Annotated in this window: 22 protein-coding genes; 12 read left to right on the top strand and 10 right to left on the bottom strand. The window is 64.9% G+C overall.

The features are described from left to right. Window positions 1-4: 4 nt before the first annotated feature. The 6 genes from G0A00_RS05865 to G0A00_RS05890 all read right to left on the bottom strand — a co-directional run bounded on the left by G0A00_RS05865 (window position 5) and on the right by G0A00_RS05890 (window position 6204). Entirely contained in the window at window positions 5-733 is a 729-nt protein-coding gene (locus tag G0A00_RS05865) for a FadR/GntR family transcriptional regulator (RefSeq protein ID WP_066108293.1), read from the bottom strand. Then, window positions 730-1722, bottom strand: coding sequence for a galactofuranose ABC transporter, permease protein YjfF (gene yjfF, locus G0A00_RS05870; protein WP_066108296.1), 993 nt, complete (start codon window positions 1720-1722; stop codon window positions 730-732). The genes G0A00_RS05865 and yjfF overlap by 4 nt, the downstream gene beginning before the upstream one ends. Next, the gene (locus G0A00_RS05875; protein WP_164179309.1) at window positions 1719-2765 is read right to left on the bottom strand and encodes an ABC transporter permease; all 1047 of its coding nucleotides are present in this window, start codon (window positions 2763-2765) and stop codon (window positions 1719-1721) included. Before G0A00_RS05875 ends, yjfF begins: the two co-directional genes overlap by 4 nt. After that, a complete protein-coding gene (locus G0A00_RS05880; RefSeq protein WP_164179311.1) occupies window positions 2762-4264 on the bottom strand; it encodes a sugar ABC transporter ATP-binding protein in 1503 nt (500 codons plus the stop codon). Before G0A00_RS05880 ends, G0A00_RS05875 begins: the two co-directional genes overlap by 4 nt. 105 nt (window positions 4265-4369) lie before the next feature. Beyond that, complete coding sequence (gene ytfQ, locus G0A00_RS05885; RefSeq protein WP_164179313.1) at window positions 4370-5323, bottom strand: galactofuranose ABC transporter, galactofuranose-binding protein YtfQ; 954 nt, start codon at window positions 5321-5323, stop codon at window positions 4370-4372. A gap of 182 nt (window positions 5324-5505) precedes the next feature. Continuing rightward, the gene (locus tag G0A00_RS05890; protein ID WP_164179315.1) at window positions 5506-6204 is read right to left on the bottom strand and encodes a DnaA N-terminal domain-containing protein; all 699 of its coding nucleotides are present in this window, start codon (window positions 6202-6204) and stop codon (window positions 5506-5508) included. Window positions 6205-6578: 374 nt separating this feature from the next. On the opposite strand from G0A00_RS05890, the gene G0A00_RS05895 reads away from it, so the two are divergent. After that, complete coding sequence (locus G0A00_RS05895; protein ID WP_157374215.1) at window positions 6579-7889, top strand: AAA family ATPase; 1311 nt, start codon at window positions 6579-6581, stop codon at window positions 7887-7889. Further along, entirely contained in the window at window positions 7886-8938 is a 1053-nt protein-coding gene (locus G0A00_RS05900; protein WP_164179317.1) for a ParB N-terminal domain-containing protein, read from the top strand. The genes G0A00_RS05895 and G0A00_RS05900 overlap by 4 nt, the downstream gene beginning before the upstream one ends. Before the next feature lie 624 nt (window positions 8939-9562). On the opposite strand, the gene rhaI is transcribed toward G0A00_RS05900, so the two are convergent. Both rhaI and G0A00_RS05910 read right to left on the bottom strand, forming a co-directional pair. Then, the gene (gene rhaI / locus G0A00_RS05905; RefSeq protein ID WP_164179319.1) at window positions 9563-10837 is read right to left on the bottom strand and encodes an L-rhamnose catabolism isomerase; all 1275 of its coding nucleotides are present in this window, start codon (window positions 10835-10837) and stop codon (window positions 9563-9565) included. A 97-nt stretch (window positions 10838-10934) separates the two neighbouring features. Further along, complete coding sequence (locus G0A00_RS05910; RefSeq protein WP_164179321.1) at window positions 10935-13034, bottom strand: bifunctional rhamnulose-1-phosphate aldolase/short-chain dehydrogenase; 2100 nt, start codon at window positions 13032-13034, stop codon at window positions 10935-10937. Window positions 13035-13220: 186 nt separating this feature from the next. On the opposite strand from G0A00_RS05910, the gene G0A00_RS05915 reads away from it, so the two are divergent. The 8 genes from G0A00_RS05915 (at window position 13221) to G0A00_RS05950 (ending at window position 21619) form a co-directional block, all read left to right on the top strand. Continuing rightward, complete coding sequence (locus G0A00_RS05915) at window positions 13221-14021, top strand: DeoR/GlpR family DNA-binding transcription regulator (RefSeq protein WP_164179324.1); 801 nt, start codon at window positions 13221-13223, stop codon at window positions 14019-14021. 45 nt (window positions 14022-14066) lie between these two features. Then, window positions 14067-15065, top strand: a complete 999-nt coding sequence (gene rhaS / locus G0A00_RS05920) for a rhamnose ABC transporter substrate-binding protein (RefSeq protein WP_066108326.1) — start codon at window positions 14067-14069, stop codon at window positions 15063-15065. An 85-nt stretch (window positions 15066-15150) separates the two neighbouring features. Further along, on the top strand, window positions 15151-16695 hold the full coding sequence (locus G0A00_RS05925) for a sugar ABC transporter ATP-binding protein (RefSeq protein ID WP_164179326.1): 1545 nt from the start codon (window positions 15151-15153) through the stop codon (window positions 16693-16695). A 124-nt stretch (window positions 16696-16819) separates the two neighbouring features. Then, on the top strand, window positions 16820-17800 hold the full coding sequence (locus G0A00_RS05930; protein WP_164179327.1) for an ABC transporter permease: 981 nt from the start codon (window positions 16820-16822) through the stop codon (window positions 17798-17800). Beyond that, window positions 17797-18846, top strand: a complete 1050-nt coding sequence (locus G0A00_RS05935) for an ABC transporter permease (protein WP_164179329.1) — start codon at window positions 17797-17799, stop codon at window positions 18844-18846. Before G0A00_RS05930 ends, G0A00_RS05935 begins: the two co-directional genes overlap by 4 nt. Further along, window positions 18846-19160, top strand: coding sequence for an L-rhamnose mutarotase (gene rhaM / locus G0A00_RS05940; RefSeq protein ID WP_164179331.1), 315 nt, complete (start codon window positions 18846-18848; stop codon window positions 19158-19160). The genes G0A00_RS05935 and rhaM overlap by 1 nt, the downstream gene beginning before the upstream one ends. Next, window positions 19157-20578 carry an FGGY-family carbohydrate kinase gene (locus G0A00_RS05945; RefSeq protein ID WP_164179333.1) on the top strand — a complete coding sequence of 474 codons (1422 nt, stop codon included), beginning with the start codon at window positions 19157-19159 and terminating at the stop codon, window positions 20576-20578. The genes rhaM and G0A00_RS05945 overlap by 4 nt, the downstream gene beginning before the upstream one ends. A 66-nt stretch (window positions 20579-20644) precedes the next feature. Continuing rightward, complete coding sequence (locus tag G0A00_RS05950) at window positions 20645-21619, top strand: 3-hydroxyacyl-CoA dehydrogenase NAD-binding domain-containing protein (protein WP_164179335.1); 975 nt, start codon at window positions 20645-20647, stop codon at window positions 21617-21619. A gap of 146 nt (window positions 21620-21765) precedes the next feature. Here G0A00_RS05950 and G0A00_RS05955 read toward each other — a convergent pair whose 3' ends face one another. Next, on the bottom strand, window positions 21766-22194 hold the full coding sequence (locus tag G0A00_RS05955; RefSeq protein ID WP_066108342.1) for an Lrp/AsnC family transcriptional regulator: 429 nt from the start codon (window positions 22192-22194) through the stop codon (window positions 21766-21768). Window positions 22195-22315: 121 nt separating this feature from the next. Here G0A00_RS05955 and rocF point away from each other — a divergent pair, with 121 nt between their 5' ends. Next, the gene (gene rocF, locus G0A00_RS05960; protein ID WP_164179337.1) at window positions 22316-23242 is read left to right on the top strand and encodes an arginase; all 927 of its coding nucleotides are present in this window, start codon (window positions 22316-22318) and stop codon (window positions 23240-23242) included. Window positions 23243-23244: 2 nt separating this feature from the next. Then, a complete protein-coding gene (locus tag G0A00_RS05965; protein ID WP_066110407.1) occupies window positions 23245-24306 on the top strand; it encodes an ornithine cyclodeaminase in 1062 nt (353 codons plus the stop codon). Window positions 24307-24340: 34 nt separating this feature from the next. Here the strand turns inward: G0A00_RS05965 and G0A00_RS05970 are convergent, their stop codons facing one another. After that, window positions 24341-25003 (bottom strand): TetR/AcrR family transcriptional regulator, encoded by a 663-nt coding sequence (locus G0A00_RS05970; RefSeq protein ID WP_164179339.1) that lies wholly within the window; start codon window positions 25001-25003, stop codon window positions 24341-24343. Window positions 25004-25028 lie beyond the last annotated feature (25 nt).

The following is a 25028-nucleotide window of genomic DNA, read 5'->3' on the forward strand; positions in this document are numbered from 1 at the left end:
CGGATCAGCCCGCCCGTTTCACCCCGCCCGCGGGCGCATCGGTCACCACTTTTTCCATCGCACGCCGCGCTGCATCCGGCGCCCCGGCGCGGATCGCGTCGACGATGGCGCAATGCTTGTCGACGCTGCGCGCCAGATCTCCGGGATCGCGCGCCTCCTCGGCCTCCGCGATCAGCTGCGCATAAAGCGCCGCCTGCACGAGATCCCCGAGCGATTGCAGGAAACGGTTGCCCGAAAGCTGCAGGATCAGCTTGTGAAACTCGAGATCGGCCATGGCAAAGGCGCTGCGGCTTTCGGCCTGCGCCAGCGCCTCGCAACTCGCGGCAAGGCGCTTGTGCTCTTCCGGCCCGGCCCGCTCGGCCACCAGTGCCGCGGCAGAGGGCTCGATGATCAGGCGGATCTCGCTGAGATCATGCACGAAGCGCCCCGGCGTCTTCTGCTCGGAATGCCAGCGCAGCACGTCGGGATCGAACATGTTCCACTCGGACGACGGCTGCACCCGCGTGCCGACCTTCGCCTTCGAGGCCAGCATCCCCTTGGCGATCAGCGTCTTCTTCGCCTCGCGGATCACCGTGCGCGACACGCCGAACATCTCTTCGAGGTCCGGGTCGAGCGGGATCATCGCGCGTTCGGGATATTCCCCGGCGACAATGGCCAGCCCAAGCTGGTCGACAACATGGGTGGTATGGCTTTGGGCGCGGTCAGAAAAACCGCCGCCCGCCGTCAAAGTCATGATCGCGCGTCTGATGCGGTCAGATGCCTTATGCGCGCCGTCGTTGCCCAACCCAAACCCTTCTGCAGCATGATGAAGGCGAACAGCAGGCCCCCGATCACGATCTTCGTCCACCAACTCGAAAGCGTGCCGTCAAAGACGATATACGTCTGTATCAGCCCCATGATCAGAATGCCAAAGAAAGTGCCAGCGACAAATCCGCTGCCCCCGGTCAGAAGCGTGCCGCCGATGACCACAGCGGCGATGGCATCAAGCTCCACCCCCACGGTCGCCAGCGAGTAGCCCGCCGAGGTGTAGAGCGTGTAGACGATCCCCGCGAGCCCGGCCAAACCGCCCGAGACGGCATAGATGCCGATGGTCGTGCGGGCCCGCGGCACCCCCATCAGCTGCGCCGTCTGCGCCGAGCCGCCGATGGCATAGACGTTCTGCCCAAAGCGCGTCCGGTGCAGCACGATCATCGCCGCCACATAGGTCAGCAGCATCAGCGCCCCGGTGAGCCGGAACCGCCCGCCGCCCGGCGCCTTCCAATAGAGCGACTGCAGCCAATCATAGAACTCATGGGTGATCGGCACGGACTCGGTCGACAGCACATAGGCCAGCCCGCGCATCAGGAACATGCCCGCCAGCGTGACGATGAAGGGCGGCATCTCGAGGTAGTGGATGATCCCGCCCATCGCCGCGCCAAAGCCGGTGGTGATCAGCAGCACCAGCGCGAAGGCCACCAGCGGGTGAATGGATGTGTCGCGCAGGATCACCGCGAGGAAGACCCCGGTAAAGGCGATCACCGAGCCGACCGAGAGGTCGATGCCACCCGACAGGATCACAAAGGTCATGCCGACCGCGGTGATCCCAAGGAAGGCGTTGTCGGTCAGCAGGTTGGCCACCACCCGCGTCGAGGCCATCGCCGGGTATTGCGCGGCGCAGAGGACGAAGGCCAGCACGAAGGTCGCCAGCGTGATGTAAAGCGGAAGCTTGGTGGACTGGCTCACGGCTGGCCCTCCTCTGGCTGGGTCCGCCGCGCCGGCTTGGGCCGTTCGCGCAGGACCGGCCCGGTCGAGGCACGCAGCAGGTAGAGGCTGTGGCGCACGCGCGGGCTTTGGATGACGAGGATGGCGATGATGATCAGCGCCTTGATGACGAGGTTGAATTCCACCGGCATGCCCGACAGCAGGATCAGCGAGTTGACGCCCTGAATGATCAGCGCCCCCAGCAGCGACGCGGTGATCGAGAACCGCCCGCCGAGCAGCGAATTGCCCCCGATGACCACGGCGAGGATCGCGTCGAGCTCCATCCAGAGCCCGGCGTTGTTGGCATCCGCACCCTTGATGTCTGCGGCGACGATGACGCCCGCGAGCGCCGCGCAGAGCCCCGAAACCAGATAGACCGCGATCAGCAGCACCCGCGCGTTGATGCCGGCAAGGCGCGAGGAGGTCTGGTTGATCCCCACGGCCTCGATCAGCAGGCCAAGCGCAGAGCGGCGGATCACGAGGCCCACAGCACAGGCCACGGCGATCCACAGCCAGATCGGCGTCGGCACGGCGGCGATGGTGCCCGCGCCCAGCCGGATCAGGCCGGGATCGTTGAACGTGAGGATCGCGCCCTCGGTCAGCAGTTGGGCGATGCCGCGCCCGGCGACCATCAGCACCAGCGTCGCGACGATGGGCTGGATGCGAAAGATCGCCACCAGCACACCGTTCCACAGCCCGCAGGCCGCGCCCGCCGCCAGCGCCATGAGCACTGCCACCGTCCAATGCGCGCCGCCGGTGACGGCCGAGGCCGCGACCGCCCCGGCGATGGCCATGACCGCGCCAACCGACAGGTCAATGCCGCGCGTGGCGATGACCAGCGTCATGCCGGTCGCCAACAGCGCGGTGGGTGCGCCGCGGTTGAGCACGTCGATCAAGTTGCCGAAGAGCCGCCCGTGCTGGAACTCGACGTGGAAAAACCCGCGAAAGACCAGAAAATTGGCCGCCAGCACCAGCGCCAGAATGATGATCTGCGGCATCACCCGCCTCAGCGTGGATGTCATCATGCCGCGTCCTCCGCCGCGATGGCCTCGACGATGGCCTTGGTGGAAATCTCGGCGCCCGAAAGCTCGCCCACCTGCCGCCGGTCGCGCAGCACGACGATGCGCGACGAATAGGCCACCAGTTCCTCCATCTCCGAGGAGGCGACGATCAGCGCCATGCCCTTCTCGCGCAGGTCCTCGATCAGCGCGATGATCTCGGCGTGCGCCCCCACGTCGATGCCGCGGGTCGGCTCGTCGAGGATCAGCAGTTCGGGCTCGGTCGCCAGCCAGCGCGCCAGCAGCGCCTTCTGCTGGTTGCCGCCCGAGAGCAGCCGGATCGGCATGTCGAGCGAGGCAAGGCGGATATCCAGCGCCTTCACGTAGTGCTGGGCGATCTCCTCGGCCCTGGCGCGGGGAATGGGACGGTGCCAGCCCTGCCGCGCCTGAAGCGACAGGATGATGTTCTCGCGCACCGACAGGTCGCCGACGATGCCGTCGGTCTTGCGGTCTTCGGGGCAGAGCGCAAAGCGGTTGCGGATCGCCTCGCGCGGGTTGGTGATGCGCAGCCCCCTGCCCCGCAGTTCTGCCGTGCCCTGATCCGCCGCGACCACGCCAAAGACCACATTGGCGGTCTCGCTGCGGCCCGAGCCGAGCAGCCCGGCAAGGCCGACCACCTCACCCTCGCGGATGTCCATGTCAAACGGCTCGATGCTGCCGCGCTTGCCGAAGCCCTTGAGAGAAAGAAGCACTTCGCCCGGCTCGGACTGCGCGCGGTGATGGGTCGCCGCCTCGAGTTGGCGGCCGAGCATCAGCGTGACAATCTCGGTCTGGCTGACATCGGCAAGCCGCCGCGTGCCCACCACCCGGCCATTGCGCAGGATTGTCGCGCGGTCCGAGATGGCAAAGACCTGATCAAGGAAATGGGTGATGAAGACGATGGCCAGCCCCCTGCCCTTCAGTCTCTCGATCACCGAGAACAGCAGCTGCACCTCGTCATGGTCGAGGCTGGCGGTGGGCTCGTCGAGGATCAGCACCTTGCCCGAAAGCTCGACGGCGCGGGCGATGGCGACGATCTGCTGGATGGCAATGGAATAGCTGTCCAAAAGGCGGCTCGGGTCGATGTCGAGACCGTAGTCGCGCAGCACCTCGCGCGCCTCGGATCGCATCCTGCGGTGATCGACCATGCCCCAGCGCATCGGCTGGCGGCCCAGAAAGAGGTTCTCGGCCACCGTCAGGTTCGGCAGAAGGTTCACCTCCTGATAGACCGTGCCAATGCCGAGGCTCTGACTGTCCAGCGGATCGCGCGGATCGATCTCGGCGCCCGCAAGCGCGATCGTGCCGCCGTCGCGGGTGTAGGCTCCCGTCAGGCATTTGATCAGCGTGGATTTTCCCGCGCCATTCTCGCCGAGGAGCGCATGCACCTCGCCCGGATAGAGCGCCAGTTCGACGTCATCGAGCGCGATGGCGCCCGGAAAGAATTTGCTGATGCCGCGCGCGTGCAGCACCGGTTCTGGCGTGACCATCCCGTGTCCTCCCCCCTGAAACAGGGCCCCCCTTGCAGGGCAATGCGCCCCCCGGCCCCCGCCGGAAGGCGCCCTTGGCAGGGGCATCGCCCCCGCCGCGCAGCGTCAGTATCCGAGATCCTTCTTGCTCTCGTAAATGGCCGCGTTGTCGTCATCGCTGGTGTAGAGCTTGGACTCGGTCTGGATCCACTTCGGCGGCATGGTGCCGTCCTTCCAATAAGCCTCCAGCACATCAAAGGCCGGACCCGCCATGTTCGGCGTCAGTTCCACCGTGGCATTGGCCTCGCCTGCCTTCATCGCCAGATGGATGTCGGGCACCGAGTCGATGGACACGATCTTGATGTCCTCACCCGGCTTCAGACCCGCCTCTTTGATCGCCTGAATCGCGCCGACGGCCATATCATCGTTATGCGCATAGAGCGCGCAGATGTTCTCGCCGCCCTCGGACTTGAGGAAGCTCTCCATCACCACCTTGCCCTGCGCCCGGGTGAAATCGCCGGTCTGGCTGCGGGTGATGCTGACATTGTCCGCCGCGGCGATGGCCTCTTCAAAGCCCTTCTTGCGCGAGATGGCGGGCGACGATCCGGTGGTGCCCTGAAGCTCGACCACCGGGCAGTCTGCATCGCCCACGGCCTCCACCAGCCAGTTCCCGGCCACCATGCCCTCATGCACCTGATCCGAGGTTACGGCGGTCATATAGAGGTCTTCGGGCGCGTCGATGTTGCGGTCGAGCAGGATCACCGGGATCTCGGCATCCTTGGCCTCTTCCAGCACCTCTTCCCAACCGGTAGCGACGACGGGCGCCAGCAGGATCGCATCGACCCCCTGCGCCACGAAGCTGCGGAGCGCCTTGATCTGGTTCTCCTGCTTCTGCTGCGCGTCGGCGAACTTCAGGGTGATCCCGCGCTCTTCGGCCTGTTGCTTGGTGACCGTGGTCTCGGCGGCGCGCCAGCCGGATTCCGAGCCGATCTGGCTGAAGCCGACGGTCTCGCCCTCGGCAAGGGCAACGGCAGGCACAAGGATAGCGGCGCTTGCGAACAAGCTTTTCAATATATTCATGATTTCCTCCCTTGGACCTCTCCTCAGGTCCTGAGGTTATTAAGTATTACTTTATTACTATTGTAAAGCGTCGTGTTGCGGCGCTCTTGGTGTGGGCTTCCAGCCTGGGACCATCGGGGGCGCTGCCCCCGCCGCCGCTGACGCGGCGACTCCCCCGGGGATTTTTCCGTCTAGACGAAGGCTCAGGAGCCGATCTCGATCCGGCGCAGGCCGGGAAATTCCTGTTGGGCCATGCCGTGCAGCGGCCGCATGTGATGCGTCAGCACGTATTGCGCGGCGAAGGCCGAAGGCGCCTTGAGCATCAGCAGGCCATTCTCGAAGCTCTCGAGCGCAAGCCCCGAGAACCAGCTGCGATAGAGCCCCGGATCGCTTTGTGCCAGCCGCGCGAGCGTGCGCGGCCACGGCGTGTCGGCGGGCGGCATGGGCTCGGCACTGCGGGCCGCGGCGAAATCCACGCGGACGACCTTTTCGGCGGGTGGCGCGTCCTGCGGTTGCTGCACCTCCATCCGGGCCGAGAAATCGGGGCCGACCTTGTCCCAATGCGGCTCGCTCAGCCGGTAAATCTCTGCGTAGTTCAGCCGGTAGGCCGCCACCCTGCCCCGAACGCCGGGACGCAGTTGCAGCAGGATTTCAAGCTTGGTCAGCCGTTTGACCTCTCGCTTCACGGTTCGCTCGTCCACCGACCAGAGCCGCGCCATTTCGCGCTGCCCCACGGTCAGCTCGTCGTTGCGCCAGTTGTAGCGCGCCGTGACGAGCGCCACGAGCCGCAGCATCGAGGTCTGGAATCCGGGCGATCCGTTGAGCCCGGCCACCGCTATGGCGGTCAATAGGTCATATTTCTGGGACCCTGCCTGAGGTCCCGTAAAACGTTTGAAGTCCATGCTCGTCTGCTCTGCCGCCTGATTGGGTTCGGCTTCATTGGCCGATTCCCCGTTGGCTTCGACAGTGCTGGATTTTCCCGTCGTTTGTCAACGGGGGCTCAAATACGGGACGGGATCCCTAATCCAAATTTATTTGGAAAAAATCGGTATATTGGTAATGGGTGACACGCATGTTGACACCGTTTCAAGGGGGGATTGTCACCATATCTGCCCCTTCCCGGCTGAGGGTGTCACGAAAACTGTGCCTGACCCGCCGCAGAAATCCCGTAAATCTGAAAATCTTCGCGAAAATACGAGAAATCGAGACTCTGGGTTTTGCCCTTTCTGCAATTCGCGTTATTGAAAGGACAGTAACAGAAAACACGAGCAGGCTCATGAGAGATCATACAGACCTTCAATCGATGAACGAACGCAGCCTCGCGCAGCAGGCTGCGGTGCGTCGCGCGACCTTCTCCCCGGCAGAGGAAAAGATCCTGCGTCCCTTCTCTATCTGGGAGATCAGCCACTTCATGTTCGACGTGCCTGCGGACACGCTGCGCAAGAAGCTGGCCGATGATCCCTCGCTGCCGCAGGGCTCTGTCGAGGAGGATGGCCGCCAGCGGTGGTTCACCCTGCAAGAGATCAATGAGCTGCGCCGCCGCCTGCGCTTCCGCGGCAAGTCGCTGCTGCCCCACCGCCCGGCCGGGCGCGCGATGCGCGTCGCGGTGTCGAACTTCAAGGGCGGCGTTGGCAAGACGGTCGTGGCCCAGCACCTCGCCAATGCCGCCGCGCTCGACGGCTACCGCGTGCTGGTGATCGACTTCGACCCGCAGGCGACGATGACCCACTCCATGGGCCTCACCGAGGTGAAGGAATGGAACACCGTCTGGGGCATCATGTGCCGCGACCTCTGCCGCGAGGCGGACCGGATCGCCGCCGCTTATGATGACCCGGCGGACTGCCCCTACCCCACCGCCGATGAGCTGCCTGAGGATGTGCAGTCGATCGGCGCGCAGCGCATCCAGGACTTCATCCAAAAGACCGCCTGGCCGACCATCGACATCATCCCCTCCTGTGCCAACGCCGCCTTCGTCGAGTTCGCCTCGGCGCAGTACCGCGCCATGCATAAAGCGTGGAGCTTCTTCGGCTGCGTCTCGCGCTACCTCGATGAGTTGCCCGAGGATCAATACGACCTAATCATCTTCGACTGCCCGCCGGCCATCGGCTACCAGTCGCTGAACGCGGCCTTCGCGGCGGACATCCTCTATATCCCCTCGGGCCCCGGCTATTGGGAATATGACTCCACCACCAGCTTCCTTGGCCAGCTTGGCGATGCGCTCGAGGATATCTCGGACGGGTTCGCCAAGGTCGCCGAAGATGCGGGCATCCGCCTGCCCAAGCGCTTCGCGGACGTGCGCCTGCTGATGACGCGCTTCGAGCAATCGAACCCGCTGCACGTGGCGATGATGGATGCCTTCCGCAATGTCTTTGGTGCCGATGTTTGCAAGCACGCCATCGAGATGACCCGCGCGGTCGAACAGTCGGGCCGCTTCCAGCAATCGGTCTATGAGCAGGACTACCGCCAGATGACCCGCGAGACGTGGAAGCGCGCGCGGCAGAGTTTCGACTCTGCCTATGATGAGTTCAAGGAAGTGGTGCTGCGCGCATGGGAAGCGAAAGGCGCGAAGGAAGAGGTTGAGGCATGAGCAGCAAGAACAAGTTCGGTTTCGGCCCCATCGAGCCCGCGCAGGTCAAACCGCGCCGCCGCGATCCCGGTCCGATGGGCGCGGCGGTGCGCGAAGCTGCGAGCAGCATGACCGAGAGCACCGAGAACCTCGTCGAGCAGCGCCGTCAGAATGCCACGGACGCCAAGGCGTTCCGGCTCGCGCAGGAAGAAGGCCGCGTTCTGGTGGCGGTGCCGCTCGAAGACATCCGCACCGATGATCTTCCGCGCGACCGTCTGGACCTCTCCAGCGTCGCGGCGTCCGACGAGATGGAGGAACTCAAGGCCTCGATCCGCGAGCGTGGGCAGAAAGAACCGATCGAGGTCTATCGCACCGAGACCGGCTTTCAGCTCAAGAAAGGCTGGCGGCGTCTGACCGCGCTGCAGCAACTGCTGACGGAAACCGGCGATGCGCGGTTCGCCAAGGCCGTGGCGCGCGTCGCAGAAGAGGCGGGGACGCGGATCGATCTGTATATCGATATGGTCGAAGAGAACGTGATCCGCGAGGACCTCAGCTTCGCCGAGATGGCGCAGGTCGCGATCACCGCCGCGCAGGACACCGGGCTCGACGGGATGGGGGCCGAGGAACTGGTCGGGCGCATTTACGCGTCGCTGCATAAGATGAAGCGCTCTTACATCCGCAGCTTCGTCTATCTTCTCGAGCATCTCGACGAGGCGCTGCCGTATCCGAAGTCCGTGTCGCGCAATCTCGGTGTCGATGTGGCGCGCAAGATGCAGGCCGCGCCGGGCCGGATTGCTTCGCTGAAATCGGCGCTGTCGAACGTCAGCTCGGTGGATGAGCAGACAGACGTGCTGAAGAAGTTCGTTCTTAGTGCCGAACGGTCCGAGGGCAAAGCCGAGCAGGCGCCGCGCCAGCGCAGCGTGAAATACGAATTTCACGTGGGCCTGTCGAAAGTGACCGCGCGCAAGGGCGAGTGCCGCATCCTCTCGGAGATCGATTTCTCCTCGGTCGACCGCAAGCGGCTGCAGAAGGCGGTCGAGGCGTTCGAGGCGGTTCTGCGCGACGAGTAACCCGCGGGTTACGGGGCAGGGGATGGTAACCCGGCCCACAAACTAAGGCATGAGAGGCCGGTAACCCATGGGTTACCGGCCTTTTGCTTGGAGGTGTGATTTAGGTCAGGGGCGCGCATTGCGAGTGTGGTTGAAGGCCTTGATGCGAGCGGCGCTGAGCATTCTGATTGTTGTGGCGGATGGCACCGGCAACGACCCGTTAGCCAGTGACTGAGGCTGCCTCCCGGTGTGGGGGGCGACATCAAATGCGACTCTGGGTAACCCATGGGTTACCCAGAGTCGCCGGGCAGGGGGTTCGAACACGCCATGTCAGTCCTGCGGGGTGGGTGTCCGCTTCGATTTGCAGCGCAACTGGCGAACCCAGAGCAGCCGAAAAACGGGCCCATGATCACACCGCTAGAACCGGGTTCAGCCGCATGCGGGAACGTCAATACCGGGAGTCATGGAAAACGCGGAAAATCAGGTGATTCGCGCCAAAATCACTGCGAATCAGGACTTTAGAGCCGATTCGAAGCTCATATCAGGCCTTAAATGCATGTAAAACAACAAAAAACCCGACGGTTTTCACCGCCGGGCAGGGGGCAAGCGCCCCAGAAGCCGGAAAGAGCCCGAAAAACCCCTGTCTCAGACGATCCCGCCGCCCGCACCACTGACCTCCGGGCGCTCCGCAGAGACCTTCGCGCGGTAGTTCGATGCCCGATACGCGGCGACCGGATCAACCGCCGCGCCAGCCTCAAAGCGGGCCATGGCGAGGATCGGTTCGACGTCGGTGCGATAGGCGGCCTTGAGCGTCGCCGCCGCCATCAGCGCGTCGTTCTCTTGCTGGAAGCCTGCAAGGGCAGGGCGGTCCACCAACAGAGCCTGCGCATAGGCCCGGCGCACCTCGTTGGCCGAGGAAATCAGGCTCTCGATAGGGTCTGTGACGTTGTGCGACTGATCCAGCATATGGGCCGGCGCAAAGCCCTCCTTGCCCTCCGCCGCGACCAGTTCGTTGAACACGAGGAACAGCCGGAACGGGTCTATGCTGCCGGTGTCGAGGTCGTCGTCGCCGTATTTGCTGTCGTTGAAATGGAAGCCGCCCAGCTTGCCGAACTGGATGAGCCGCGCCACGATCATCTCGATATTGGTGTTGGGCGCATGGTGCCCCAGATCGACGAGGCAGAGCGCTTTATCGCCCAGCTCTTTGGCGATCAGATAGTTCGTCCCCCAGTCCTGCACGACGGTGGAATAGAAGGCGGGCTCGAACATCTTGTGCTCGGACAGCAGCCGCCAGTCCTCGGGCAGAGCCTTGTAGATGTCCTTCATGGACCCGAGGTAGCGCTCGAACTGCGCGGTCAGATCGGTCTGTCCGGGGAAGTTCGAGCCATCACCGATCCACACAGTCAGGGCCTTCGACCCAAGCACCTCGCCGATTTCGATGCATTCGAGATTGTGCTCCACAGCCTGCGCGCGCACCGCCGGATCGGTGTGCGACAGCGAGCCGAACTTGTAGCTCAGAGCCTGCCCGGGCTGGTCCTGAAACGTGTTTGAGTTCATCGCGTCAAAGCCAAGCCCCAGCGCGGCGGCTTTCTGGCGCAGCGCCGCAGGGTCCGCCTTGTCCCACGGGATGTGCAGCGAGACGCTGGGCGTCGCGGCGGTGAGCTGATGGATGACGCCGCAATCGTCGAGCTTGTCGAAGATGTCGCGCGGCTCTCCTCCGCCGGGAAAGCGGGCGAAACGCGTGCCGCCGGTGCCCACGCCCCAACTGGGCACAGCCACGCCATAAGAGCCTACTTTGCGCTTGATAGTGTCGATATCGACCCCGCGCCGGGCGAGTTGCGCGCCCAGCATTTCGTAGTCGAACTTGAGCGCATCGGCGCGCCCCTCGTTCTGCGTGGCGATCAGATCGCTGCTAATCATGAAATCCCTCCCATGCCGCCTCTCCCGTGGCGGCTGCTGGCGGGCGAGACGCTCGCCCCGCCGCCGTATCAAACACAGTTTTGGCCGAAACAGAGCCTTACCTTGTGAAGGCTTCCTTGTTGCCGGCATCGACGTTGAGGATGTTGCCGGTGGATTTTGCCGAGAGGTCAGAGGCGAGGAAATAGGCCGCCTCGGCGATATCCTCGGGCAGCACCGAGCGCTTGAGCATCGAGCGGTTGCGATACATCTCTTCGAGCCCCGCCTTGTCGGTGCCATAGGTCGAGGCGCGCTGGTCGAGCCATTCGCCCTCCCAGATGCGCGAGCCACGCAGCACCGCGTCGGGGTTCACCACATTGACGCGGATACCATGCTCGGCGCCTTCCAGCGCGAGGCAGCGGGCGAGGTGCAATTCCGACGCCTTGGCGGTGCAATAGGCCGAGGCGTTGGGCGAGGCGGCAAGCCCATTCTTCGAGCCGATGAACACCAGCGCGCCGCCGAGGCCCTGTTTGCGCAGCAGGCGGAACGCCTCCCGCGAGGCAAGGAAATAGCCCGTCGACAGGATGTCCATATTGCGAGACCAGAGCGCCAGAGAGGTCTCTTCCACCGGCGCAGACGAAGCGATGCCCGCGTTCGACACCAGAATGTCGACGCCACCGAACTCCACACAGGTCTCTGCATAGGCGCGGGCGACGGCGTCTTCGCGGGTCACATCCATGGCGACCGAGCGCACGACATCGCTTGAATAGAGACTGGAAAGCTCGGCGCCGACCCTCTCTGCGGCACTGATGTCGATGTCGGCCAGCACCACGCAGGCCCCTTCGCGCAGCAGGCGCTCCGCCGTGGCCGCGCCGATACCGCCGCCGCCGCCGGTGACCAGCGCGACACGCCCCGCGAGCGACTTGGGCTTCGGCATGCGCTGCAGCTTGGCCTCTTCCAGCAGCCAGTACTCGATATCAAAGGCCTCCTGCTCGGGCAGGCCCTGATAGTCGCTGACCGCAGAGGCGCCGCGCATCACATTGATCGCGTTCACGTAGAACTCGCCCGAGATGCGCGCCGTCGCCTTGTCCTTGGCGAAGGTGATCATGCCGACGCCGGGGATGAGATAGACGACCGCATTGGGGTCGCGCAGGGCAGGGGAGGTCTGGTGCTTGCAGCGCTCGTAATAGGCGGTGTAGGCGTCGCGGTAGGCCTCGACCTGCGCAGGCAATTCGGCAAGAACAGAGTCTATATCGGGGTTTTCAGGGTCGAATGCCACAACCAGGGGCGCGATTTTGGTGCGCAGGAAGTGGTCCGGGCAGGAGGTGCCCATGGCGGCGAGCGTCTCGAGCGCATGGGCGTTGACGAACTCCAGCACCGCCTCCTGATCGTCGAAATGCCCGACCATATGCTGATTGCCGGACACCATGCCGCGAATGGCGGGCATCAGCGCGGCCGCCACCTCGCGGCGCGCTTCCGGGGCGAGGCTCTGGTGCTTGGCACCGCCGAAGGCCGGAGTGCCCGAGGTCTTCTCTTCGAGCCATGCGATGGCTTCGTTGATGATCCCGATGGTGGTCGCGTAACAGCTCTCGGCGGTATCGCCCCATGTGAAAAGACCATGGCTTTCCAGCACCACGCCTTCCGCCTCGGGGTTCTCGCGGCAGAACGTCTCGAGCCAGAGGCCAAGCTCGTAGCCGGGCCGCTTCCATGGCAGCCAGCCGATGCGGTCGCCAAAGATCTCCCGCGTTAGAGCCTGCGATTCCGTCGAGGCGGCGATGGCAATGATCGCGTCGGCATGCATGTGGTCCACATGCGCGCGGGGGACATAGGCGTGGAGGGGCGTGTCGATGGAGGCCGCGCGCGGGTTCAGGTTGAAGGTGCAATGGGGCAGGTAGCCGACCATCTCGTCTTCGTGCTCGGGGCCGCGGTAGACACCCTTCAGCGCGCGCAGTTTGTCCATATAGAGGGTCGAAAACCCGTCCAGCTTCATCGAGCCGACATCGCCGCCAGAGCCTTTGACCCAGAGCACCTCGACCTCGTCCCCGGTGAGCGGATCGCGTTCCATCACTTTGGCCGAGGTATTGCCGCCGCCGTAATTGGTGATTCTCTTGTCCGACCCCAGAAGGTTCGAGCGGTAGAGCAGCTTTTCCGGCTCGCTCATCGCCGCCGCCTTGTCGCTATCCCACAGATTTTGCAGGCGGTCCTTGGCCCGTGTCAGCATGGTGTCCTCCCAATGTCGCGGTCCGATATGGCCGCCTCCTCGCCCTGAAAGCTGCGGCGCTGCTCCCATTCTGTCAACCACAAACAATCAAAATCAATCATGCTGCGGCGTAGTATGATCGAAAATGAAAAAACGTGATTGACTTGATGGGGGATTCGTCCAATCTGAGCGGAACAGGAGGACCCGATGCACGAAACCGAGCGCCATAGGATCATATTGTCTGCCGTGCAGGAGCGGCCGATCGTGACGGTCTCGGAACTCGTGTCTCTGACCGGCACCTCCGAGGCGACGATCCGCCGCGACATTGCCACGCTGCATGCCGCCAAGCGGCTGCGCCGTGTCCGTGGCGGTGCCGAGGCGCTGACCCCGCCGCCGCTGCCGGGACTGGCCGGGCGCACCTTCGCGGTGAATCAGGCGATCAACAGCGATCAGAAGCAGGCCATCGCCCGCGAGGCCGTGGCGCTCTGCGATGATGGCGAGGCGATCATCATTAACGGCGGGACAACCACATTTCAGATGGTGCACCCGCTGGCCAATCGCCGGCTGCAGGTGCTGACCAACAGCTTTCCCATCGCCGAACATCTGCTGAAGAATTCCAAGAACACGGTGATGCTGCCCGGTGGCGCGCTCTACCGCGAACAGAACATCATCCTGTCGCCCTTCGCGAGCGACATGACGCGGCACTATTATGCCAAGCGGATGTTCATGGGGGCCCACGCGCTGGGGCCCATCGGGCTGATGGAGGCCGACCCGCTGCTGATTCAGGCCGAAGAGAAGCTCATCGATCAGGCTGACGAACTGGTCGTGCTGGTCGACAGTTCGAAATTCGACAACCGCTCGAGCCTTGTGCTCTGCCCGCTCGAGCGCATCGACATCGTGATTACCGATGAAGGCATTTCCGACCGCACCGCCTCGATGTTGGAGGCAGCCGAGATCCGGCTGATCGTGGCGCAGACCGGTCGAGTGCGAGACGCCGGGGCGGGGTAACCGCCGCGGCACATAGGGAACGGCTCATAACTTAGGGAGGAGACAATGGGCATTACGAGACGGATTTTCGGAGGCACGGCGCTTGCGGCGCTGATGCTGGCGGGCGGTGCCGCGCAGGCGCAGGACAATGTCCGCATCGCGCTGGTGGTGAAAGCGCTCGGCATCGGCTTCTTTGAGGCCGCCGCCAAGGGCGCCGAGGAGGCGGCCAGCGAGCTTGGCAATGTCGAGGTGATCTACACCGGTCCCACCGACACCACCGCCGAAGGGCAAATCGAGGTGATCAACTCGCTGATCGCACAGCGCGTGGACGCCATCGCGGTCTCGGCCAATGACACCGACGCGCTGGTGCCCGCCCTCAAGAAGGCGATGCAGCGCGGCATCACGGTGATCTCATGGGACAGCGGCGTCGCGCCCGAGGGGCGGCAGCTGCATCTCAACCCTTCGTCGAACCCGCTCATCGGCAATATGATCATCAAGCTCGCCGCCGACAACCTGCCCGACGGTGGCGAGGTCGCGGTGCTCTCGGCCACCACCACATCGACGAACCAGAACATCTGGATCGACGAGATGAACAAGGTGATGGGCGACTATCCGGGCATCGAGGTGGTGACCACGGTCTATGGCGACGATCTTGCCGACAAATCCTATCGCGAGGCGCAGGGCCTGATGCAGACCTATCCCGACCTCGACGCGATCATCGCGCCGACCTCGGTGGGCATCGTCGCCGCCGCGCGTGCGGTCGAAGACGCGGGCAAAGTGGGGCAGGTGAATGTCACCGGCCTTGGCCTACCGTCCGAGATGGCGGGCGCGATCGAGAGCGGCGCGTCGAAAAGCTTTGCCATCTGGAACCCGATCGATCTGGGCTATTCGGCCACCTATCTCGCCTATGAGCTGGCCACCGGCGACGCCGAGGCCGCACCGGGGGCCGAGATCCCCATGGGCCGCATGGGAACGCTGACCCTCGATGACAACAATGAGGGCGCCATGGCCGATCCCTTCGTCTACGACGCCAGCAATATCGACGAGTTCAAGAGCATCTTCTGATCCGCGCCTGAACCCGGCGCAGAGTCTGGCCCCGGCGCGCCGCAGCGCCGGGGTTGCACCCAAACCCATGAACCCGGGGGCCTCGATGCAAGTCAGCCTCACCACCCCGCCCGTCGCAGCAGCGTCGGCCGATGCCGCGCCCGTGCTGCGGCTCGAGGGGATCACCAAGACATTTCCCGGCGTGAAGGCGCTCGACGGCGTCACGCTCGAGCTTTACCCCGGTCAGGTCACCGCGCTGGTGGGCGAGAATGGCGCGGGCAAATCGACCATCGTGAAAACGCTCACCGGCATCTATCAGCCCGATGGCGGCACCATCACCCTTGGCGGCGCGCCGGTGCATTTCGCCACCGCGCAGGACGCCACCGCCGCCGGGATCACCGCGATCCATCAGGAGACGGTGCTCTTCGACGAGCTTTCCGTCGCCGAGAACATCTTCATCGGCCATGCGCCGCGCGGCCGTTTCGGGCTGATCGACTGGCCGAAGATGCGCAAGGCCGCGCAGGAGATCCTGTCGCGCATCGACGCCGATCTCGATCCCGACATGCCGCTGCGCGAGCTTGGCATCGCCTCGAAACACCTCGTGGCCATCGCCCGCGCGCTTTCGGTGGACGCACGCGTGGTCATCATGGACGAGCCCACCGCCGCGCTGTCGCACAAAGAGATCGAAGAGCTTTATGAACTGGTCGAGCGGCTGCGCGCCGAGGGCCGCGCGATCCTCTTCATCTCCCACAAGTTCGACGAGATCTTCCGCATCGCCGACCGCTACACGGTCTTTCGCGACGGCCAGCACGTGGGCTCGGGTCTTATCTCCGAGGTCGATGAGGCCGAACTGGTGCGCCTGATGGTGGGCCGCTCGGTGGATCAGATCTTTCCGCAGCGCGCCCATAACGTCGGCGATGAGGTGCTGAAAGTGGTGGGCTACGCCCATCCCACCGAGTTCGACAAGATCAATTTCACCCTGCGCCGCGGCGAGATCCTCGGCTTTTACGGTCTGGTGGGGGCCGGGCGCTCAGAGGTGATGCAGGCGCTGTTTGGCGTGACCAGACCCAGCAAGGGCGCGGTGCGCATCGACGGGCAGGTGCGGGTGATCCGCTCGCCCGCCGAGGCGGTCGAAAATGGCATCGTCTATGTCCCCGAGGATCGCGGCAAGCAGGGTGCCGTCATCGGCCTGCCGATCTTTCAGAATGTCACGCTGCCCTCGCTGGCGCAGACTTCGCGCCGCGGCTTCCTGCGGCTGTCGCAGGAATTTGCCCTCGCGCGCGAGTATACCGAACGCCTCGATCTGCGCGCCGCCGCGCTGGATCAGGACGTCGGCAATCTCTCGGGCGGCAACCAGCAGAAGGTGGTGATCGCCAAATGGCTGGCGACCCAGCCCAAGGTGATCATTCTAGACGAGCCCACCAAGGGCATCGACATCGGCTCCAAGGCCGCCGTGCATGGCTTCATGGCCGAACTTGCCGCGCAGGGCCTGTCGGTGATCATGGTCAGCTCGGAGATCCCCGAGGTGCTGGGCATGTCCGACCGCGTCATCGTCATGCGCGAGGGCCTCATTGCCGCCGAGCTGGAGGGCGATGCGCTGACCCCGGAAAACCTCGTCCGCCATGCCGCCGGGATCGGAGCGCAGCCATGACCTGCGCGCCCGCCCATGCCGCTTCTTCTCTTTCCAAATACGCCGGGGGTGAATTCGCGCAGCGAAGAGGGGGCAGCGCCCCCAGCCGCCCTCTGGTTTCTGCGCCAGACCAGGGAGCCTGTGAATGACGACCTTCCTGAAATCCCGCGAAGCGATCCTTTGCGCAGCCATCCTTGCGCTGCTCGCGCTGATCGCCAGCCGCTTTCCGGCCTTTGTGGCGCCGGGCAATCTTGTGCGGGTCTTCACCGACACCTCGCCGCTGATCCTGCTGGCGCTGGGGCAGACCGTGGTGATCCTCACCCGCTGCATCGACCTGTCGGTGGCCGCCAATCTCGCGCTCACCGGGATGGTCTGCGCCATGCTCAACGCCGCCTATCCCGGCGTGCCGGTGGCGGTGATCCTGCTGCTCGCGCTCGCCATGGGCGCACTCATGGGCATGTTCAACGGGCTGCTCGTGTGGAAGCTGAACATCCCGCCCATCGTGGTGACGCTGGGCACGATGACCATCTACCGCGGCATCATCTTCGTCATCTCCGGCGGCGCATGGGTCAATGCGCATGAGATGAGCGCGGCCTTCACCGGCTTTCCGCGGGCCAACCTGCTGGGCCTGCCGGTCCTTGCATGGATCGCCATCGCCGTCACCGCGCTGTTTCTGATCGGCATCGCCCGCGCGCCGCTGGGCCGCGCCTTCTATGCCGTGGGCGGTAACCCGCATGCGGCGGTCTACACCGGCATCGACGTGGGCCGCACGCAGTTCATGGCCTTCACCATCTCGGGCATGCTGGCCGGTCTGACGGGCTATCTTTGGGTGGCGCGCTACTCGGTGGCCTATGTGGACATCGCCGGCGGGTTCGAGCTGGAAGTGGTCGCCGCCTGCGTGATCGGCGGCATCTCGATCGCCGGAGGGGCGGGGACGATCCTCGGCACGCTTCTCGGGGCGCTGTTTCTGGGCATCGTCAAGAACGCCCTGCCGGTGGTCGACATCTCCCCCTTCTGGCAACTGGCCATCTCCGGCACGGCGATCATCGTCGCGGTGGCGTTCAACGCCCGCTCGGGGCGCTCGAGAGGCCGTATCATCCTCAAACGAGCGGAGGGCCACGCATGACCGATAGCGCTATCATCGCGAAGGGCGACGCGGCCAAAAACGGGCCCACAGATACCCATCATGACAAGACGGCCCCGCGCCACATCCCCGACCGGCTGCACAGCCCGGTCCAGCGGTTGCTGAAAAGCTGGGAACTGCTGCTTTTTGCCGTGGCGGTGGCGATCTTCACCGCCAACAGTTTCGCCTCGCCCTATTTCCTCGACGCGTGGAACCTCAGCGACGCCACCTTCAACTTCACCGAAAAGGCGATGATCGCCTTTGCCATGGCGCTGCTGATCATCAGCGGCGAGATCGACCTTTCGGTCGCCTCGATCATCGCGCTGGCCTCCACCGCCATGGGCGCCGCCGCGCAATATGGGGCGGGCACCCCCGAACTGGTGCTGATCGGCCTTGCCACGGGTCTGGTCTGCGGCACGGTCAACGGGCTGCTGGTGACGAAGATGGGGCTGCCCTCGATTGTGGTGACCATCGGCACGATGAGCCTCTTCCGCGGCATTTCCTATATCGTGCTCGGCGACGGCGCTTACCGCGGCTACCCGGCCGAGTTCGCCTTTTTCGGGCAAGGCTACGTCGCTTGGGTGATCTCCTTCGAGTTCGTGCTCTTCGCTGTGCTCGCCGTGCTCTATTACCTGCTGCTGCATCGGACCAACTTTGGCCGCATGGTCTATGCCATCGGCAACAATCCCACCGCCGCCAGCTTTTCCGGCATCCGCGTCGCGCGGGTGAAGTTCATCCTCTTCCTGCTGACCGGGCTCATGTCGGGCGTCGCGGCGATCTGCCTGACCTCGCGGCTCGGCTCGACCCGGCCCTCCATCGCCTTTGGCTGGGAGCTTGAGGTGGTGACCATGGTGGTGCTGGGCGGCGTGTCCATCCTTGGCGGCTCGGGCTCGATCCCCGGCGTGGTGATCGCCGCCTTCGTCATGGGGCTGGTGACCTTCGGGCTTGGGCTTTTGAACGTGCCGGGCATCGTCATGTCGATCTTCATCGGCGCGCTGCTGATCGGGGTGATCGCCCTGCCGCGCCTCTGGGCGATGTGGAGGCGCTGATGGAGAAATATGCTTTCCGCATGGTGCTCAACCCCGGCTGCGCCGAAGAGTACAAACGCCGCCACGATGCGATCTGGCCCGAACTGGCCGCATTGCTGAAAGACGCGGGCGTCGAGGATTACTCGATCCACCTCGACCCCGAGACGAACCACCTCTTCGGTGTGCTTTGGCGGCGCGAGGATCACGGCATGGACGCGCTGCCGCAGACCGAGGTCATGCAGCGCTGGTGGGCGCATATGGCCGATATCATGCAGACCAACCCTGACAACGAACCGCTGGCCGTGCCGCTGCAACCGATGTTCCATCTGCCATGAGCGGGCGGCCCCCTCCACGCCGTGTCGCCGTCTGGGACATCGGCAAGACCAACGCCAAGCTGGCCTTGGTCGATATGCAGAGCCTGTCCGAGATTGCCGTGCGGACGCGGCCCAACACCGTGCGGACGGACGGGCCCTATCCGCATTACGACATCGACGGGCTCTGGGACTTCTTGCTGGACGGGTTGAGCGAACTTCAGGCCGAGCAGCAAGACGCACAGGGGATCGACGCGATCAGCATCACCACCCATGGTGCCTCGCTGGCGCTTCTCGACAGCGCCGGGGGCCTTGCCTGCCCGGTGCTGGATTACGAACACACAGGTCCCGACGATCTGGCCGAGCAATATGACGCCATCCGGCCCGGCTTTGCGCGGACCGGCTCGCCGCGGCTGCCGATGGGGCTCAATGCCGGGGCGCAGCTGCACTGGCTGCTGGAAACTCAGACGGGCCTGCGTGACCGGCTGGCGCAGGTGGTGACCTATCCGCAGTTTTGGTCGGGCAGGCTCACCGGGCGCTTTGGCTGCGAATATACCTCGCTTGGCTGTCACACCGATCTGTGGATGCCGCGCGAAGCGGGCTTCTCGCCGCTGGTCGCGGCGCTGGGGCTCGAGGGGAAAATGGCGCCGCTCAATCATGCCAGCGATTGCGCCGGGCACATCCTGCCGCAGATCGCCGCCCGCACCGGGCTTGCGCCGGACACCCCCGTGATGTCGGGCATCCACGATTCCAACGCCTCGCTGCTGCCGCATCTGCGCAGCCTGCCGCAGCCCTTCGCGGTGGTCTCCACCGGGACATGGGTGATCTCCATGGCGGTGGGCGGGCGGCAGATTGCGCTCGATCCGGCGCGCGATTTGCTGATCAACGTCAACGCGGATGGCGGGCCGACCCCGTCGGCGCGCTTCATGGGCGGGCGCGAATACGATCTGCTGAAAGCGCAGATCGCGCCGCATGATCCCGCTGATGTGGCCGCGGTCTTGGCACGGGGCGCGCATCTTCGGCCCTCGGTCGAGCTCAGCTCGGGCCCGTTCCCCGGACGACACGGCGACTGGACCGAGGCGTTGTCGCCCGGCGAGAAGTCGGCCGCGCTGGCCTTCTACCTCGGGCTGATGACCGCCGAGTGCCTGTCGCTGATCGGCGCCGAGGGGCCGGTTGTCGTCGAGGGGCCATTTGCGCGCAACGCGCTGCTGCTCGACATGCTGGCGGTGGCGACGGGGCGCGAGGTGGCCTGCTCTGCCTCGGCCACCGGCACCAGCATCGGCGCGGCGCTTCTGGCGGCAGGCGAGGCTCCGGCGAGCGCGGTGCAGGCGCATGAGGTGACCTTGGACCGAGGCGCGCTTGACCGTTACGCGGCGGCATGGCGCGTGGCGGTGCGGGGCGATCCCTCCGAGGGGTCTTTCCCCCGCCGCGCAAACGGCTAGGGTGCGCGCAAGCGAGGCGGTTTCCGCCCAGCCATGCGCGATTTCCCGAATCCGAGAGGTTTTCCCATGCCCTTCCCGTCCAACCCTCAGACCGTCGCCGTCATCGGCACGGGCACCATCGGCGCCAGCTGGGCGACGCTGTTCCTCGGTGCCGGACTGAGTGTCCGCGCCAGCGATCCCGGTGAGGGAGCCGAGGCGAAGCTGCGCGCCTTCGTCACCGCCGCATGGCCGTCGATGGAAGCGCTCGGGCAGACGTCGGGCCGCAGCGCCGAGGACGCGCAGGCGGCGCTGAGCTTCTTCGCCACGCCCGAAGAGGCCGCCACCGGCGCCGAGCTGGTGCAGGAGAACGCCCCCGAGCGCATCGAAATCAAGCGCGAGACCTACGCCAAGCTGGAATCCGCGTTGGCTCCCGAGGTCGTCATCGCCTCGTCCACCAGCGGCATCATGCCCAGCGAGCTGCAGGCCGAGATGAAACATCCCGAGCGGCTGGTCGTCGGCCACCCGTTCAACCCACCGCACCTCGTGCCGCTGGTCGAGGTGGTGCCGGGCAAGCTGACCTCGGCAGAGGCGGTCGAGGCCGCGATGGTCTTCTACAAGTCGGTCGGCAAGGTGCCGATCAAGCTGAACCGTGAGATGATTGGCCACATCGCCAACCGCCTGCAGGCTGCCGTGCTGCGTGAAAGCGTCTATCTGGCGCGCGAGGGTGTGGCGTCGATGCAGGACATCGACCTTGCGGCGTCCATGGGCCCGGGCCAGCGGTGGGCCTTCATCGGGCAGGGCAAGATCTTTGCGCTGGCGGGCGGCGTCGGCGGCATGGGGCATTTCCTCGATCATCTCGGCGAGGCGGTCGAGACATGGTGGGATGATCTGGGCGATGCGCGCCTTGATCCCGAAACCCGCGCCATGCTGACCGAGGCCTATGGCACGCCGACCGAGGAAAGCTTTGCCAAGGACGTCGCCTTCCGCGACGCGGCACTGTTGCGCCGTCTCAAGGCACTGTCGGAGGATTCTGAGGGTGAAAGTCCGGAACAAGGCGCGTAGCGCCGCCGGACAAGCGCCGGCCCGTCCGGGCGGGCTGGCGCTTTTTCATTGAAGCGCAGGGGATCGAGGTTCGTCGGATCTGCCTGACATAAAGTGCTGACCTCCGAGGCCGCAGCGCCACCCCACGGGCCAGCGCTTGTCCGGCTTCATCCCGACACATGCGCCAAAAGCAGGCTGCTTTCCGAGTTGAGCACCCCCGGCACGTCGCGGATCTCGCGCAGCACCCGGTCGAAATTCACCAGCGAGTCCGTCCTAATCTCCACCACCAGATCCCATGCGCCGTTGGTGGCGTGGATGGTCGAGACCTCGGGGATGCGCGTCAGCGTGCGGATCACATTGCGCGACAGCCGTCCCTGCAGTTCTACCATGGTGATCGCGCGCACCTCGCCTTCCACATCCTGATCGGTCTCGATGGTGAACCGCCGGATCCGCCCTTCGGCCACCAGCGCCTCGAGACGGGCGCGCGCAGTGGTGCGCGAGATGCCAACGGTCTGGGCAAGCTGCGTGATCGGCATGCGCGCGTCGCCGCGCAGCGCGGCGATGATCGCACGGTCGGTTTTCGGAAGCGGGCTCATGCTGTACGGTTTGACTCATATGCTGAACAAAGTGAGCAGATACTAATGCGTTTTGATCACATTGACGATCACATTCGTCAGCAACTCGCGGCATCATGCGCGCAAGCATAACGGAGAGACCATGCCCAGAACCTGTTCCCTTCTCGGCGCCCCGATCCAGACCGGCGCGTCGCAACCGGGCTGCCTGATGGGGCCCGCCAGCCTGCGCACCGCCGGGCTCGAGCCGACCTTGGCCGGGCTCGACTGGCAGGTGACCGACCTTGGCGACCTCAGCATTCCCGCGGTGTCCCCGCGGGGACACGCCAATGGCGCGATCCACAACCTCGCCGAAACCATCGCATGGATCGAGGTGCTGGAAGCCGCCGCCTTCGACGCCGCCAGCGCGCACGACCTGCCGATCTTCATGGGCGGCGATCACTCGATGTCCGCGGGCACCGTCGCGGGGATGGCGCGCTACGCGCAAGGGCAGGGGCGTCCGCTCTTTGTGCTCTGGCTTGACGCGCACCCCGATCTGCATTCGCTCGACACCACGGAAAGCGGCAATCTGCACGGCACCCCGGTGAACTATTTCACTGGCCAGTCTGGCAATGACGCTTACCCGCCGCTCGCCGCCGCCGTGCCGACCCAGAACATCTGCATGATGGGCATCCGCTCGGTCGACCGGGCCGAGCACAGGCTGATCTCGGAACATGGGATCGAGGTGCACGACATGCGCGCCATCGACGAGACCGGCGTTCTGGCACCGCTGAAAACCTTTCTCGAAAAGGTAAAGGCCGCGAACGGTCTGCTGCACGTCAGCTTCGACGTGGATTTCCTCGAGCCGGGCATTGCGCCCGCCGTGGGCACCACCGTGCCCGGCGGCGCCACCTTCCGCGAGGCGCATCTGATCATGGAGACCCTCGGGGACTCCGGGCTGGTGCGCTCGCTCGACCTTGTTGAGCTTAACCCTTTCCTCGATGAGCGCGGGCGCACGGCGAAACTGCTGTGCGACCTGACGGCGAGCCTCTTTGGCCGCCGCGTGCTTGACCGTATGACCCGGAGCTTCTGATGATGGCCGTGAACCCTTCCGATCTCAAACCCTCGGCGCTGGCCTTCGTGCCCTTCGTGTCGGTCGAGAACATGATGAAACTGGTGCACGCCCATGGCGTCGAAGCCTTCATCACCGGCCTTGCCGAGGTGATCGAGGATGACTTCAAACGCTGGCCCGAGTTCGACAAGACGCCACGCGTCGCGAGCCACTCGCGCGACGGGGTGATTGAACTGATGCCGACGGCGGATGCCGAAAACTACGGCTTCAAATACGTCAACGGTCACCCCAAGAACATGCGCGAGGGGTTCCAGACCGTCACTGCCTTCGGCGTGCTGTCGTCGGTGGCCAATGGCTATCCGATCCTTCTGACCGAGATGACCCTGCTGACCGCGCTGCGCACGGCGGCGACCTCGGCGCTGGTCGGCAAATACCTTGCGCCGAAAGGGGCCGAGGTCATGGCGATGATCGGCAATGGCGCGCAATGCGAATTTCAGGCGCTGGCCTTCCGCGCGCTCTGCGGGATCAACCGCCTGCGGCTTTATGATGTGGACCCGGCGGCAACCGACAAGGCCGAGCGGAACCTTCTGGCGCAGGGCTTTGACGTTGTGCGCTGCGACAGCCCGGAAGCGGCGGTCGAAGGGGCGCAGGTGATCACCACCTGCACCGCCGACAAGCAATATGCCACGATCCTCACCGACAACATGGTCGGCAGCGGCGTGCACATCAACGCCATCGGCGGCGACTGCCCGGGCAAGACTGAGCTGCACCGCGATATTCTGCTGCGCTCGGACATCTTCGTGGAATACCCCGAGCAGACCCGGATCGAGGGCGAGATCCAGCAGCTGGACGAAGATCATCCGGTGACCGAGCTTTGGCAGGTGATGCGCGGCGAGGTGGCCGGACGGCGCGAGCCGAAGCAAATCACGCTGTTTGACTCGGTCGGCTTTGCGATCGAGGATTTCTCGGCGCTGCGCTATGTGCACCGGCTGGTCGAGGGCGGGGCGTTCTGCGAGCAGCTTGACTTGCTGGCCGACCCCGACGATCCCCGTGATCTGTTTGGGATGCTGACCCGCGCGGGCTAAACGCCAGTTTGCCCGGCGGCGGCTTTAAGCGCCCTCAGGTGCCGTAGGCCGCCAAGAAAACGCGCACCGCGTCCTTTGCGACGCGGGCGATTTCATCCTCGCTCGGCGCATCGGGGCGGCGGCCAAAGAGCCGCGGGCGCCATGTGAGCGTGGTCGAAAGCTCCACGAACTGCCCGGCGGCAAGCTCTGTGTCGGTGACTTTCAGGTTGCCCGCCTCGGTCTCGCGCTGCAGAAAATCCTGCAGGCAGCTTAGGAAATGCCGTGCGCCCGCATCGTAAAAGCGCGTGCCCAGTTCGGGCATGCGCTCGACCACGCTGATGACGATGCGCTGCGCGCGGATCACCTCTTCGGAATTGAGCTGCGTCGACAGGCCCATGGCATAGGCAAAGAGCCTCTCTTCGATGGTCCCGGCGTCGGCCAGACGTTCGAAGATGCCATCAAAGAAATCCTTTCGCTTCTCCTCGACCAGCGCGACGAAGAGATCTTCCTTATTCTCGAAGTAGACATAGAGCGTGCCCTTCGAGACCCCCGCCGCCTTGCAGATGCTGTTCATCGAGGCGGCGTCGAATCCCTGATCGACAAAGACCTTCCATGCGCCGTCGAGGATCTGACGGCGCTTCTGAGGATCTTCGCCCGCTGCGTGGCGGCGTTTTTGCGCGCAGGCCTTGGCCCGCTCCGAGAGGATATCGAGTTTCATGCCTCTCATATAATCGAACCGATCG

The sequence above is a fragment of the Salipiger sp. PrR002 genome, from assembly GCF_010500775.1.
In the GTDB taxonomy this organism is placed as follows: domain Bacteria; phylum Pseudomonadota; class Alphaproteobacteria; order Rhodobacterales; family Rhodobacteraceae; genus Salipiger.

Coding starts and splice junctions, on each gene's coding strand:
- G0A00_RS05865 (WP_066108293.1), bottom strand. CDS start 733: ATGACTTTGACGGCGGGCGGCGGTTTTTCTGACCGCGCCCAAAGCCAT.
- G0A00_RS05875 (WP_164179309.1), bottom strand. CDS start 2,765: ATGATGACATCCACGCTGAGGCGGGTGATGCCGCAGATCATCATTCTG.
- G0A00_RS05880 (WP_164179311.1), bottom strand. CDS start 4,264: ATGGTCACGCCAGAACCGGTGCTGCACGCGCGCGGCATCAGCAAATTC.
- ytfQ (WP_164179313.1), bottom strand. CDS start 5,323: ATGAATATATTGAAAAGCTTGTTCGCAAGCGCCGCTATCCTTGTGCCT.
- G0A00_RS05890 (WP_164179315.1), bottom strand. CDS start 6,204: ATGGACTTCAAACGTTTTACGGGACCTCAGGCAGGGTCCCAGAAATAT.
- G0A00_RS05895 (WP_157374215.1), top strand. CDS start 6,579: ATGAGAGATCATACAGACCTTCAATCGATGAACGAACGCAGCCTCGCG.
- G0A00_RS05900 (WP_164179317.1), top strand. CDS start 7,886: ATGAGCAGCAAGAACAAGTTCGGTTTCGGCCCCATCGAGCCCGCGCAG.
- rhaI (WP_164179319.1), bottom strand. CDS start 10,837: ATGATTAGCAGCGATCTGATCGCCACGCAGAACGAGGGGCGCGCCGAT.
- G0A00_RS05910 (WP_164179321.1), bottom strand. CDS start 13,034: ATGCTGACACGGGCCAAGGACCGCCTGCAAAATCTGTGGGATAGCGAC.
- G0A00_RS05915 (WP_164179324.1), top strand. CDS start 13,221: ATGCACGAAACCGAGCGCCATAGGATCATATTGTCTGCCGTGCAGGAG.
- rhaS (WP_066108326.1), top strand. CDS start 14,067: ATGGGCATTACGAGACGGATTTTCGGAGGCACGGCGCTTGCGGCGCTG.
- G0A00_RS05925 (WP_164179326.1), top strand. CDS start 15,151: ATGCAAGTCAGCCTCACCACCCCGCCCGTCGCAGCAGCGTCGGCCGAT.
- G0A00_RS05930 (WP_164179327.1), top strand. CDS start 16,820: ATGACGACCTTCCTGAAATCCCGCGAAGCGATCCTTTGCGCAGCCATC.
- G0A00_RS05935 (WP_164179329.1), top strand. CDS start 17,797: ATGACCGATAGCGCTATCATCGCGAAGGGCGACGCGGCCAAAAACGGG.
- rhaM (WP_164179331.1), top strand. CDS start 18,846: ATGGAGAAATATGCTTTCCGCATGGTGCTCAACCCCGGCTGCGCCGAA.
- G0A00_RS05945 (WP_164179333.1), top strand. CDS start 19,157: ATGAGCGGGCGGCCCCCTCCACGCCGTGTCGCCGTCTGGGACATCGGC.
- G0A00_RS05950 (WP_164179335.1), top strand. CDS start 20,645: ATGCCCTTCCCGTCCAACCCTCAGACCGTCGCCGTCATCGGCACGGGC.
- G0A00_RS05955 (WP_066108342.1), bottom strand. CDS start 22,194: ATGAGCCCGCTTCCGAAAACCGACCGTGCGATCATCGCCGCGCTGCGC.
- rocF (WP_164179337.1), top strand. CDS start 22,316: ATGCCCAGAACCTGTTCCCTTCTCGGCGCCCCGATCCAGACCGGCGCG.
- G0A00_RS05965 (WP_066110407.1), top strand. CDS start 23,245: ATGGCCGTGAACCCTTCCGATCTCAAACCCTCGGCGCTGGCCTTCGTG.
- G0A00_RS05970 (WP_164179339.1), bottom strand. CDS start 25,003: ATGAAACTCGATATCCTCTCGGAGCGGGCCAAGGCCTGCGCGCAAAAA.